The following is a 12437-nucleotide window of genomic DNA, read 5'->3' as shown; positions in this document are numbered from 1 at the left end:
TCTGGGCGCCCGCCGTGGACGCCGACGCGCGCGGGACACCGAGGAGCCATGAGTCCAGTCGAGTCGAGCCGGCCCGAGGCTTCGGCGCCCGCCGCGAGCCGCGCCTCCGCATCGCTCGTCGACGCGCTCCGGAGAGCCGCGCCCGCCCTGGGCGTGCTGGCCTGCACCCTGCTGCTGACCTTCGCGGCGTGGCGGTACGCCGGCGAGACGGTGCGCGCCGACGAGCAGGACCGATTCGACCGCATCGTAGCGGTGAGCCGCGAGGCCATCGATCGGCGGCTCGACGCGTACGTCCTGATCCTGCTCGGCGTGCGAGCGCTCTTCGCGGACCGCCCGACGGTCGATCGCGCCGGCTTCAGCGCCTACGTCACCGCGCTGGACCTCCCGGCGCGCTACCCGGACATCCGCGGCCTCGCCTGGGCGCCGCGGGTGCCGGCCGTGGCCCGCACGCGGCACGAGCTGGCCATGCGCGAGGGCGGGCTGCCGGGATACGAGATCCATCCGGCCTCGCCCCGACCCGAGTCTCACCCGGTCGCGTTCGTGGAGCCGGCTGCCGGATTCGAGGACGACGTGCTGGGGCTGGACCTCGCCGCGTGGCCCGAGAGCCAGGCCGCGATGGAGCGAGCGCGGGACAGCGGCCAGCCCGCGATGAGCGACCGCCCGGCCGGGCTCGGCGGCGCCTCCGACTTCCTGATCTTCGTGCCGGTCTACCGCGACGGCCGGGTGCCCGCGGCGGGCGAGGCGCGGCGCCAGGCCCTCACCGGATTCGTGGCCATGGCGTTCCGCCCCGACGCGATGATGCGGGCGCTGCTCGGGTCGACGCTCTCCGAGCGGGTGAGCGTGGCGATCTACGACGCGGAGCCGCCCTCGTCCGGCCGGCTGCTCTCCGATCGCGATGCCGATCTGCACCCGGCGGACTCCGCCCGGGAGCTGAGCGGCACGGTGCCGCTGTCCTTCGGCGGACGCACGTGGACGCTTCGCCTGACCACGAGGCCGCCGTTTCATTCCGCTCCCGGGCGGCTGGTGCCGTACTCGGTGCTCGGCAGCGGCCTGCTGATCTCCGTCCTTGCATTCGCGATCGCGCTGCTGCAGTCGCGCGCGCTCCTCCGGGCTCGCCGCCTCGGCGCGGAGGTGCAGGCGGCGGAGCGGCGGCTGCGCCACGCCAACGAACGCTTCGAGCTGGCCGCCTCCGCGGTGAGCTCGGCGATCTACGAGCGGAGCCTGGCCGGCGGGACCCTCAGCTGGACGCACGGCCTCCGCGAGATGTGCGGCTATGAGCGGGACGAGGTCGCAGCCACCGGCGAGTGGTGGCTGGAACGCGTGCATCCCGACGACCGGCCGCGCGTCGAGGCGCAATTGGCGGCGGCGCGGGCCGCCGATCGCGATTTCGTGGCCGAGTACCGCTTCCGCGCGCGCGACGGCCGCTACCTCGACATCCTGGATCGGGGCCGGCCGGTCCGGAACGGCAACGCGCGGCCGGTCCGCATGGTCGGGAGCATGCTCGACGTGTCGGAGCGGAAGCGCGCGGAGGTGGTGCTGCGCGAGAGCGAGGCGCGGCATCGTGCGGTGCTGGAGTCGGCGATGGACGCCTTCGTGGGCATGGATCACGAGGGCCGCATCACCGAGTTCAATCCGGCGGCGGAGCGCATGTTCGGCCACGCGCGCGCCGACGTCCTCGGGCTCGAGCTCGCCGGGGTCATCGTGCCGCCCTCGTTCCGCGAGGCCCATCGCCGGGGCCTCGCGCGCTACCTGACCACCGGCGAGACGGTGGTCATCGGGGGACGGCTCGAGGTGAGCGCGCTCCGCGCTGACGGCCGCGAGTTTCCGGTCGAGCTGACCGTGACGCGGGCGGGCTCGGACGAGCGGCCCGCGTTCAACGCCTACATCCGGGATCTGACCGCGCAGAAGCAGGCCGAGGCGGCGCGGGCGAGCCTCGAGATGCAGCTGCAGCAGTCGCAGAAGATGGAGGCGATCGGCCGCCTCGCGGGCGGGGTGGCCCACGACTTCAACAACCTGCTCACCGTGATCGGCGGCCGGGCCCACATCCTGCTGAGCCGGCTCAAGCCGGACGAGCCGATGTACCGGGAGGTCGCGCTGATCCAGAAGACGTCGCAGCGAGCGGTGGCCTTGACGAGCCAGCTGCTCGCGTTCAGCCGCAAGCAGGTGGTCCAGCCGCGCGTGCTCGAGCTGGGGCCGCTGATGGCGGAGCTGGCGCCCATGCTGCAGCGGATGATCGGCGAGGACGTCGAGCTGTCGGTGCTGCCGACGGAAGGCACCGGGCGCGTGAAGGTCGATCCGAGCCAGATGCAGCAGGTGCTCATGAACCTCGCGGTCAACGCGCGCGACGCGATGCCGGGCGGCGGGCGGATCACGGTCGCGGTGCGCGACGTGGAGATCCGCGGGGCCATGCCGCTCGGCCCGGCCAGCCTGCCCGCCGGCCGGTACGTCGCGCTCACCGTCACCGACACCGGCACCGGCATGAGCCTCGAGACCGCCGAGCACATCTTCGAGCCGTTCTTCACCACCAAGGAGCAAGGGAAGGGGACCGGGCTCGGCCTGTCGACCGTCTACGGCATCGTCGAGCAGAGCCACGGCCGGATCCGCGTGGACAGCGAGCTGGGTCGCGGCACCACCTTCACCATCTACCTGCCACGGGTGGAGGAGGCGATGCCGGCGGCGCCGCCCGCGGAGCCGGGCCGCCGCGTGCGGACGACCTCGCGCACCGTGCTGGTGGTGGACGACGAGCCGGAGGTGCTCGAGTTCGCCACCGAGATCCTGGAGCGCGTGGGCTACCGCGTGCTCGACGCGGCCGACGGCCCGTCCGCGATCGAGATGGTGCGGCATCACTCGGGCGACATCCACCTCCTGGTGACGGACATGGTGATGCCGGGGATGTCCGGCCGCGACCTGGCCGAGCGCCTGCGCGCCCTGCGACGCGCGCTCCCGGTGCTGTACATGTCGGGCTACGTGCAGGACGCCTCCGCGCGCGCCGCGTTCGCGAGCGAGCACTCCGCGTTCCTGGCCAAGCCCTTCGCCCCCGAAACGCTGGCCGATCGGGTGCGGGAGCTGCTCTCCACCGCGGACGCCGAGACCGGGTGAGCCCCCGGCGGCCGCTCGCGATCTGATGCATCGGCGCGTCTTCGTCGGCGGCCTGGCCAGCGGGCTGCTCGCCCGGCGGTTCGCCGCCGCGCAGCCGGTGGCGGGGACGCCGACGATCGCCCTGCTTCGCCCAGGCGTCCCGAGTGACGCGGCGGACCGCGCGTCGGTCGGCGCCTTCCTGACGGGGCTACAGGAAGCCGACTACGCCCGAGGAACGAACGTTCGCGTCGAAGCCCGGTACGCAGAGGGCAAGCTCGATCGATTCAAGGCGATCGCGCGCGATCTGGTCGCGTTGCCGGTGGACGTCCTGGTCACGTCGAACCCGTACGCGACCCAGGCGGCCCGCGACGCGACCGACCGCGTACCGATCGTGGTCGCGCTCGACTACGAGACCGATCCGGTGGCGCGCGGCTGGATCGCAAGCATCGCCCGGCCCGGCGGTAACGTGACCGGGTTGTTCCTCGATCAGCCCGAGATGACCGGCAAGCTGCTCGAGCTCTTGAAGGAAGCCGTGCCGGCCGGCTCGCGCGTGGCCGTTCTCTGGGACGAGACGATCGGGCGGTCCCAGTTCGAGACCACTCAAGAGGCGGCACGCGTGAAGGGGCTGGCGATCAGATCACTCGGGGTGCGGCGCGCAGAGGATTTGGCCGAGGCGTTCGAAGCAGCCGCCCGCGAGCGCGCGGATTGCCTCATCATGCTGACCTCGCCACTGCTCTCGATTCATCGCGCGCGCATTTCCCACTTGGCCCTCAAGCACCGGTTGCCCGGGATCACCCTGTTCACCAACTTCCCGGCGTTCGGGCTTCTGATGGCATACGGGCCCAACCAGCCGGACGCGTTTCGACGCGCGGCGACCCAGTACGTTGTCCCGATCCTCCGCGGAGCGCGGCCGGCTGACCTTCCGGTTCAGCGTCCGGAGAAGTTCGAGCTCGTGGTCAACCTGAAGACGGCCAGGGCGCTCGGTCTGACGATGCCCCAGTCCATGCTGGTGCGCGCGGATCAGGTGATCCAGTAGCGAGCCGCGCGAGTCGCCTGGTCGGCGCGCCGCCGGCTCAGCCGCGCAGCGCGCCGTCGATCCGGACGTCGACGAGATACGGCCCGCCCGAGGCCATCCCGCGCTTGATCGCCGCGGCCACTCCCGAGGTCTTGTCCACCAGCTCGCCCGGCACCCCCTGGGCTTTCGCCAGGCCCACGTAGTCGAGGCCCGGTTTCACCAGGTCCATCGCCACGTAGGTGTCGTCCTCGGCCGAGAAGCCCTTCAGCGCGAGGGTGCGCTGCTTGAGGATGCGGTAGGACTGGTTGTTGAAGATCACGAACACCACCGCGATCGAGTCGTGCGCCGCCGACCAGAGCGACTGGATCGTGTACATCGCGCTGCCGTCGCCCACCAGCGCGATCACCGGCCGATCGGGCTGGGCCAGCTTGACGCCGAGCGAGGCGGGCAGGCCCCAGCCGATGCCACCGCCGCGCAGGCCGTAGAAGCCGCGATGGTCGCGGGCGCGCAGCAGCTCGCGCACGCCGAGGCTCGAGGAGATGGTCTCGTCGACGATGATGGCCTCGTCGGGCACCGCGCCCGCGACCGCGCCCACCAGCGCGAGCGGGCTGATCGGCACGCGATCGGCCTGAGCGGCCGCCTCCTGCCGGAGCGCGTCGCGCCGCGCCTCCTGCGCCACCCGCAGCTGCTCGATCCGGGCGCTCACCGCCTTGACCTGCGAGGGGCCGAGTCGCCGCTTCAGGGCCTCGACCAGCTCGGGCAGCGTCGCCTTGGGATCGCCCTGGATGGCGACCTGCGCGGGATAGTTCTTGCCGATCTCCCAGGGATCGAGATCGAGATGGATCAGGGGCAGGCCCTCCGGCATCGGCTCCACGTCCGAGGGCAGCGAGAGGGTGAAGAGATCGCCGCCCACCGAGAACAGCAGGTCGTGCTGCATCAGCATCTGGCGGATCGGCTGACCGAGCCGCGGGAACGGACCGTGATAGAGCGGGTGGGTGAACGGGAACGAGCAGGTGGACGGCACGCACTCGGTGTACACCGGGGCGCCGAGCACCTCGGCCAGCTGCGCCATCTCGGCGAGCGCGTCGCCGTGGGCCACCGCGTCGCCCGACACGAGGACCGGCCGCGTGGCCTTCACCAGCAGGTCGGCGGCCGCCTCGATCGCGGCGCGATCGCCGCGGATGCGCGGGGCGACCCGCGTGGATTGCAGCAGGTCCAGATCGCGCTCGGCGTTGAGCACGTCGACCGGCAGCGAGATGAACACCGGCCCGGTCGGATGCGCCATCGCGGTCTTCACCGCGCGGCGCACCGCGCGGGGCAGGTCCTCCAGTCGCGTGATCTCGTGCGACCACTTCACGTAGGGCCGGGCCACCGGCGGCAGATCCGACCACAGGATGGGCTCGGTCAGGTTCATGGCCTGGTCGTGCTGTCCCGCGGTGACCAGCAGCGGCGTGCCCGCCTCGTAGGCGTCGTAGAGCATGCCCATCGCGTTGCCCAGCCCCGGCGAGGTGTGGACGTTGACCACGCCGAGCTTGCCGCTGGCCTGCGCGTAGCCGTCGGCCATGCTGATCGCCACCGCCTCCTGCAGGGCCAGGACGTAGCGAATCCCCGGCTCGCGCACGAGGCCGTCCATCAGCGGAAGCTCGGTGGTGCCGGGGTTGCCGAACATGGTGTCGACACCCTCGTCCTTCAGGATCTGAAGGAACGCCTGCTTGCCGGAGAGAAAGGACATGGTGGGAGCCTCCTCGCGGCGGATGATAGCCCCGCTTCCTTGACTGCGCCAGACCCCGCCTGTAGGCTCGGGGCAGCATGCCGCCGGCAGTTTCCTCCACGTTTCTCCAGGCGTGTCACCGTCGCCCCACGTCGTTCACGCCGATCTGGCTCATGCGGCAGGCGGGCCGCTACATGCCGGAGTACCGCGCGGTGCGGGCGCGCATGGGATTCCTCGAGCTGTGCAAGCATCCCGAGGCCGCGGCCGAGGTGACGCTGCAGCCGGTCGAGCGCCTCGGGGTGGACGCGGCGATCCTCTTCGCCGACATCCTGCTCGTGCTGGAGCCGCTCGGGGTGGGCCTCGAGTTCACCGCCGGCGACGGCCCCCGCATGGCCCGGCCGGTGCGGAGCGCGGCGGCGGTGCGCGCGCTGCCCGCGGTGGACGTCGACGACGCGGTCGGCTTCGTGTTCGACACGGTGGCGCGCGTGCGCAAGGCCCTCGCGGACCGCGTGCCGCTCATCGGCTTCGCGGGCGCCCCGTTCACGCTGGCCTCGTACCTGGTCGAGGGCGGCCCGTCGCGCGAGTTCCTGCTCACCAAGGCCCTCATGCGCGAGGAGCCGGAGGCGTGGGCGGCCCTGATGACCCGTCTCGCCGACATCACCGGCGCGTACCTGAACGGACAGATCGAGGCCGGCGTCCAGGCCGTGCAGCTCTTCGATTCGTGGGTCGGCGCGCTCTCGCCCTCGGATTACCGCCAGTTCGTGGAGCCCTACTCGCGCCGGGCGATCCAGGCGCTGCGGCCGGGCGTGCCGGTCATCCATTTCGGCGTCGGCACCGCGGGACTGTTGCCGCTGATGAAGGGGGCGGGCGGCGACGTCATCGGGCTCGACTGGCGCGTGGATCTGGGCGCGGCCTGGGAGCAACTCGGCCACGACGTCGCGGTGCAGGGCAACCTGGATCCGGCGGTGCTGCTGGCCGGCCCCGACGCGATCCGGCGGGCCGCCCGGGAGATTCTCCAGGCCGCGGCCGGCCGCCCGGGCCACGTCTTCAACCTGGGCCACGGCATTCACAAGGAGACGCCGGTGGAGCACGTGAAGGCGCTCGTGGACATGGTCCACGACATGTCCGCCCGGTGAGCGCGATGGACGCGGTGCTGCTCGTCGCCTTCGGCGGCCCGGAGCGGCCCGAGGACATCCGCCCCTTCCTCCAGATCGTGACCGAGGGCCGCCGCATCCCGCCCGAGCGCCTCGAGGAGGTCGCCCAGCACTACGAGGCGATCGGCGGGCGCTCGCCGCTCAACGCGCTCACCCGGCGCCAGGCCGAGGCCCTCCGCGGCGCGCTCGCGGCCGAGGGCCGCCCGCTGCCGGTCTGGGTCGGCATGCGGAACTGGCATCCATTCCTGCACGAGGCGCTGGCCGAGATGAAGGACCGCGGGGTCCGGTGCGCGCTCGGCATCATCCTCTCGTCGCTGCAGACGGAGGTCTCGTGGGATCGCTACGTGCAGGACGTGACCGCGGCCCGCGAGAAAGTGGGTCCCGACGCGCCCGAGGTGGTCTACGCGCCGACGTGGGGCGCCCAGCCCCTCTTCATCGAGGCGATGGCCGATCGCGCGCGCGCCGCGCTCGACGCGATCCCGTCGCGGCGGCAGTCCGACGCGCGGCTCGTCTTCACCGCGCACAGCGTGCCGGTGGCCATGGCGGCCGGCTCGCCCTACGCCGAGCATCTGGCGCGCGCGGCCGGCCTGATCGCCGCGCGTCTCGGCCGCACCGGCTGGTCGCTCGCCTACCAGAGCCGCAGCGGCTCGCCGCGCGACCCGTGGCTCGAGCCCGACGTGGGCGACGTCATCCGACGGCTCGCCGCCGAGGGCGCGCGCGACGTGGTCGTGATCCCCGTCGGCTTCGTCTGCGATCACGTGGAGGTGCTCTACGATCTCGACGTCGAAGCGCGCGCGGTGGCCGCGTCGTGCGGCGTCGACTTCCACCGTGCCGCCGCGGCCAACGACCACCCTGCCTTCGTGGCCATGCTGGCCGATCTCGTCCGCCGCGGGGCCGCCACGTGAAGCTGGTGGTCGTCGGCGGCGGCATCAGCGGCCTCGCCGCCGCGCACCGAGCGGTGGAGGTGGCGCGCGAGCGCGGCCGGCCGCTCGACCTGACGGTGCTGGAGGCGGCGGAGCGGCTCGGCGGCACGATCCAGACCGAGCATCGCGATGGCTTCCTCGTGGAGTGCGGTCCCGATTCGTTCCTCTCCGAGAAGCCGTGGGCGCTCGATCTCTGCCGCCGCCTCGGGCTGGAGCAGCGACTTCTGCGGACCGACGACCGCTTCCGCCGGACCTACGTGGTCTTTCGCGGCCACCTCCACCCGCTGCCGGACGGCTTCCAGCTGCTGGCTCCGACGCGCCTCGGCCCGTTCGTGGCCTCGCGGCTCTTCTCGTGGCCCGGCAAGCTGCGGATGGCGCTGGACCTGGTCCTGCCGCGGGGATCCGATCCCGACGAGAGCCTCGGCTCGTTCGTCCGCCGGCGCCTCGGGCGCGAGGCGCTGCAGCGCGTCGCCCAGCCGCTGGTCGCCGGCATCTACACCGCGGACCCGGACGAGCTGTCGCTGGCCGCGACCATGCCGCGCTTCCTCGAGATGGAGCGCCGCGATCGCAGCGTGATCCTGGCGCTCTGGCGGGCCGCGCGGAGGACGCCGGCGCGGGGGGACGGGGTGAGCGGCGCGCGCTGGTCGCTGTTCGTGACCCTGGCCGACGGCATGGAGGAGCTGATCCGCGCGCTGGCCACACGGCTGCCCCCGGGCGCGGTGCGCCTGAAGGAGCCGGTCACCGGCGTCGCGCGCGAGGGCTCGGGCTGGCGGCTCGCCACCGCGAGCGGGACCGCCGTCGAGGCCGACGCGCTGATCCTGGCGCCGGAGTCGCATCAGTCCGCGCGGCTCCTGCGCTACGTCGATCCGGGCCTCGCCCACCTGCTCGACGGGATCCCGTACGCCTCGTCGGCCACCGTGACTCTCGCCTACCGGCGCCGGGACATCGGGCATCTGCTCGATGGATTCGGCTTCGTGGTGCCGCAGATCGAGCGGCGCCCGATCATCGCCTGCTCGTTCTCCAGCGTGAAATATCCCGGGCGCGCGCCCGCCGAGCACGCGCTCCTGCGCGTGTTTCTGGGCGGGGCGCTGAATGAGGCGGCGCTTCACGCCGATGACGCGACCCTCGCCGCCACCGCGCGACGCGAGGTGGCGGGTCTGCTGGCCGTCACGGGCGAGCCGCTCTTCACGCGCGTCGTGCGCTACCCGCGCTCGATGCCGCAGTACCACGTGGGCCACGCCGCTCGCGCGGAAGCCATCGAGCAGGCGGTGGCCCGGCTACCCGGCCTGTGTCTCGCCGGGGGCGCCTATCGAGGGGTCGGCATCGCGGACTGCGTGCGGTCGGGCGAGGCGGCGGCGGCTGCGCTGCTGGGAGCGGGAGCGGGCGAGCCTAGAAGTTGACCGTGATCACCAGCCGGGGCCCGGCAAGCCCCGACGGGGAGGTCTCGGCGAGCGGGCGCGGGGCGGGAGGGGTTGCGAGGATGAGGTGGCGACTGATCCGCGGCCCTCGGGCGCCGGCCACGCCGCCGGGCGGCAGCGTGCCCTTGGTGCAGCGCATGGTGACCGTCTCGCGCGGCAGGCTCGCGGCCGCTGCGCTCAGCTCGAGCGAGCCCGGCATCCGGACCGCGCAGCGCGCGGGAACGACCGCGGCCACGCTGAGCAATCCTTGCGCGGATCCGGCCCACACCAGGGCGGGCGAGACGAGCAGCAGCGTCGCGATCAGTCCCCCGACCCGACCCGCCACACCCATTCGCCCGCTCCCTCCTGCGCCGTCGCGCGGCTCCGAATTATGCGCCACAGGACTGGAGGGGGCAAGAGCGGTACCAGCGAGGACGGCCGTGGATGCGGGGCGATTCGGCCGAGCGGACCAGGGAATGCGGCGCTGGCGCCGGCCCGGGCCGAGGGGGCGGGCGCGGATGCTAGGGGCGGCGCCCCATGCTCATGGCGCGCCCGCCATACCGGGCTAGAAGAAGATGGTCGCGGTCACCGTGGCCGAATAGGCGCCCGAGCTCACGTCCTGGCCCGCCGGGATGCGCCCGTACACCGTCACGTCGATGTTCGTGTTCAGCGGCGGGCTGGGCTGCACGACGGTCTGGCTCCCGCCGGTGCCGTCGCCCCAGATGACGGTGCGGGTCGAGTCCTGGTACAGGTTGTAGTCGAGCGTCTCGGTGCCCTTCCGCATCTGACGCGGGGTGAAGCCGGGGGCGCCGCCCTTGTCGAGATGGACCGTGACCGAGGGCGGACGCGTGCCGGTGCACCGGAGCCGCACGCGGCCGGTGGCGTCGTCGGGGGTGGCGGTGAAGACGTTGTAGGCGCCGAAGGCGACGTTGGTGGTGTTGACGGTGCAGGCCGCCTCGGCGGCGAGCGGCATCAGCGCGGCGCTCGCGGCGAGCACGATCGTAGCGAGTCTCGTGATGGTCATGGGCCGTCCTTTCATCGGGCGACGCAGCGCACCGTGCCCACGTCGACCATCGAGGCGGTGGAGGCCGGCGTCTCGAGGGTGAAGCGGCACGTCGCGTCCTTGTGATCGATGACCGCCGGGTATCGCCCGCGCGGCAGATTTTCCAGGTAGAACTCACCGTCGCGGCCGATCGGCGACTCGTAGGTGCGGCCGTCCGCGGTGACCGTGAGCTGCCCGTAGGCCGGCGTCACCGGGCGGCCGTCGATCTCCACGATCAGTGCGCCGACCACGGCCTGCACGCGCTGCGCCGGGAAGGTCACCACCGAGCCGCCCTTCACCGGCGGTCCCACCAGCCGGTCGGTCGTCTCGATCCGGTAGTCCACCGGGATGTCCTGGTCGGCGATGCTCAGCCGGTTGCCGTAGTAAGGCAGGAGGTTCGGGACGAGCAGCTGGCCGCGCGAGTCGGTGCGGCCGACCTCCTGGTTGTTCAGCGAGCCGCGCACGCCGGGCAGGTCCGGCACGTTGATCAGCGCGTACCCGTCCTGCACCGGCCGGCTCAGGTGCACGCCGCCGGCGATGGCCACCAGGCCGAAGGCGCCGGTCAGCGTCGAGGAGTTGCGGCTGCCGGTGCGCTCGTACGCGGCCTCGTAGAAGCCGAACCGGCCCTGGTACTGCGCGTCGGCCAGCCCCTGGAACTCCACGTCGCTGCCGCCGCTGCGACCGTTGACCTGTGGGCGGTCCTGCTCCACGCGCGCAGCCGAGACGCGGTAGCCGAATCCCTCACCCAGGGGCAGGGAGCGCTGCACCTCGAGATCGGAGATGTTCTGGTGTCGGCTCACCTGGTTGGAGACGCTCGCGGTGGTGCGATCGCCCAGGTAGACGGTGAGCCCGGTGAAGACGGTGGTGTCGGGCTTGGCACCCGGCTGCCGGGTATAGGCGGTGGTGACGAAGAAGTTCGCGCGGTTGGTCAGCCGCAGGCTGACCGAGCCGGACACGAGCTCGGTCGGCTTGGTGTCGCGGAAGTTGGTGTGGCTGTACTGCAAGGTGACCGTGGCCCGGGACGTCACCGGGAATCCCACCAGCGTGGTGGCTTCGAGGGTCGGCCGGTCCTCCGACGGATCGAGGCTGGTCGTCGCGTAGCGATCGCTGAAGCCGCGAAGCGCCCAGCCCACGCTGAAGAACGGCATGGTGTAGTTGTAGGCCACGCCGGCGGCCCAGCCGTTGTCGCCCTCGCTGCGGCTGCCCGCCGCGGTCAGCTCGACCTCGCCACCGATGGGCAGGCGCATCGTCACCAGTGGACCACCCGAGACGAGGTCGTCGGCCGCCTCGAGCCGGCCGCCCGCCGAGAGATCGTTGGTCACGCCGATCCGATGCCGGGCCATCAGGGCCCAGGAGCCGTAGTCGCCGAGCCCGGCCGCGTCGGTGTCGCGGCGAAACCCCATGGTGTAGCTGAACTCCTGGAGCCCGGCGCTGAGCAGGTTCGAGGTGAAGTAGTAGGGCGACGCGATGACTTGCTGGCGGCCGAAGGCGTCGCGCAGCACGATCTCGGCGTTCCCGGCGCCGACGGTGGCGGGCAGGTTCCGCAGCTCGAACGGGCCCGGGGGCAGGACTTCCCGCTTGACCAGCTGGCCGTTGATGTAGACGTCGGCGGTCGACCGCGTGAGAACCGCGCCGGACAGGCCGACGGTGGGGAACCGCACGAAGTAGGGGTCGAGCGAGAACTCGCGCGAGACGCTGAAGCCGCCCACGAGGTTGGCCCCACCCAGCGGCCCGGTGGCGTCGAAGCGATCGCCGATCACGTAGCGGATCAGCCGCTCCCGATCGTCGACCGTGAAGTTGGTGAGGCCGCGGGAGAAGATGCCGTCCTCGTCGCGGAACGCGGTGCCGTACAGCAGGGTATTGCGGATGCTGAGACCGCCCTCTCCCGTCCAGGTGAAGCGCTCGAAGTCGATGCCGGTCAGCGAGGTGTTGAGAAACGCCGAGGTGTCCGTCGTGTAGATCAATCCCTCCGGGCGGGCCTGCAGGAAGTCCTGCACGTTGGTGCTCAGGAGCGCGGGCGCGGTGGTCACGCGGAGGACCAGCGCCCGCTCGTCGAGCTCGTAGCCCACCGCGGGGGCCAGCGAGGCGAGCGAGACGTACATCACGCCGACGTAGGG

9 protein-coding genes are annotated in these 12437 nt (G+C 72.4%); 5 read left to right on the top strand and 4 right to left on the bottom strand.

The annotated features are described in order from the left end of the window. Nucleotides 1-48 precede the first annotated feature (48 nt). A complete protein-coding gene (locus VKN16_11525) occupies nt 49-3099 on the top strand; it encodes a CHASE domain-containing protein (GenBank protein ID HME94834.1) in 3051 nt (1016 codons plus the stop codon). 25 nt (nt 3100-3124) lie between these two features. Further along, the gene (locus VKN16_11520; protein HME94833.1) at nt 3125-4114 is read left to right on the top strand and encodes an ABC transporter substrate-binding protein; all 990 of its coding nucleotides are present in this window, start codon (nt 3125-3127) and stop codon (nt 4112-4114) included. A gap of 37 nt (nt 4115-4151) precedes the next feature. Here the strand turns inward: VKN16_11520 and VKN16_11515 are convergent, their stop codons facing one another. Next, complete coding sequence (locus VKN16_11515) at nt 4152-5825, bottom strand: thiamine pyrophosphate-binding protein (GenBank protein HME94832.1); 1674 nt, start codon at nt 5823-5825, stop codon at nt 4152-4154. 77 nt (nt 5826-5902) lie between these two features. On the opposite strand from VKN16_11515, the gene hemE reads away from it, so the two are divergent. Genes hemE through hemG form a run of 3 tightly spaced genes read left to right on the top strand, consistent with a single transcriptional unit; the run spans nt 5903 to nt 9281 of the window. Continuing rightward, the gene (gene hemE, locus VKN16_11510) at nt 5903-6940 is read left to right on the top strand and encodes a uroporphyrinogen decarboxylase (protein ID HME94831.1); all 1038 of its coding nucleotides are present in this window, start codon (nt 5903-5905) and stop codon (nt 6938-6940) included. A 5-nt stretch (nt 6941-6945) separates the two neighbouring features. Continuing rightward, nucleotides 6946-7863 carry a ferrochelatase gene (gene hemH / locus VKN16_11505; GenBank protein HME94830.1) on the top strand — a complete coding sequence of 306 codons (918 nt, stop codon included), beginning with the start codon at nt 6946-6948 and terminating at the stop codon, nt 7861-7863. Continuing rightward, nucleotides 7860-9281: a protoporphyrinogen oxidase gene (gene hemG, locus VKN16_11500; protein HME94829.1), complete on the top strand. Its 1422-nt coding sequence runs from the start codon at nt 7860-7862 to the stop codon at nt 9279-9281. The genes hemH and hemG overlap by 4 nt, the downstream gene beginning before the upstream one ends. On the opposite strand, the gene VKN16_11495 is transcribed toward hemG, so the two are convergent. The 3 genes from VKN16_11495 to VKN16_11485 all read right to left on the bottom strand — a co-directional run. Beyond that, nucleotides 9271-9630, bottom strand: a complete 360-nt coding sequence (locus VKN16_11495; GenBank protein HME94828.1) for a hypothetical protein — start codon at nt 9628-9630, stop codon at nt 9271-9273. The two genes, hemG and VKN16_11495, sit on opposite strands and share 11 nt — an antisense overlap. 213 nt (nt 9631-9843) lie before the next feature. Further along, complete coding sequence (locus VKN16_11490; GenBank protein HME94827.1) at nt 9844-10302, bottom strand: spore coat U domain-containing protein; 459 nt, start codon at nt 10300-10302, stop codon at nt 9844-9846. Nucleotides 10303-10313: 11 nt separating this feature from the next. Beyond that, on the bottom strand, nt 10314-12437 hold a 2124-nt coding region (locus VKN16_11485), incomplete at its 5' end, for a fimbria/pilus outer membrane usher protein (GenBank protein ID HME94826.1).

It is taken from the genome of Candidatus Methylomirabilota bacterium (genome assembly GCA_035315345.1).
GTDB lineage: Bacteria > Methylomirabilota > Methylomirabilia > Rokubacteriales > CSP1-6 > CAMLFJ01.
The sequence above is the reverse complement of the archived record's forward strand: the minus strand, read 5'-3'. Positions and strand labels throughout refer to the sequence as shown.

Bases quoted from the DNA above. Each gene is read 5' to 3' on its own strand.
- VKN16_11525 (HME94834.1), top strand. From the start codon at position 49: ATGAGTCCAGTCGAGTCGAGCCGGCCCGAGGCTTCGGCGCCCGCCGCG.
- VKN16_11520 (HME94833.1), top strand. From the start codon at position 3,125: ATGCATCGGCGCGTCTTCGTCGGCGGCCTGGCCAGCGGGCTGCTCGCC.
- VKN16_11515 (HME94832.1), bottom strand. From the start codon at position 5,825: ATGTCCTTTCTCTCCGGCAAGCAGGCGTTCCTTCAGATCCTGAAGGAC.
- hemE (HME94831.1), top strand. From the start codon at position 5,903: ATGCCGCCGGCAGTTTCCTCCACGTTTCTCCAGGCGTGTCACCGTCGC.
- hemH (HME94830.1), top strand. From the start codon at position 6,946: ATGGACGCGGTGCTGCTCGTCGCCTTCGGCGGCCCGGAGCGGCCCGAG.
- VKN16_11495 (HME94828.1), bottom strand. From the start codon at position 9,630: ATGGGTGTGGCGGGTCGGGTCGGGGGACTGATCGCGACGCTGCTGCTC.
- VKN16_11490 (HME94827.1), bottom strand. From the start codon at position 10,302: ATGACCATCACGAGACTCGCTACGATCGTGCTCGCCGCGAGCGCCGCG.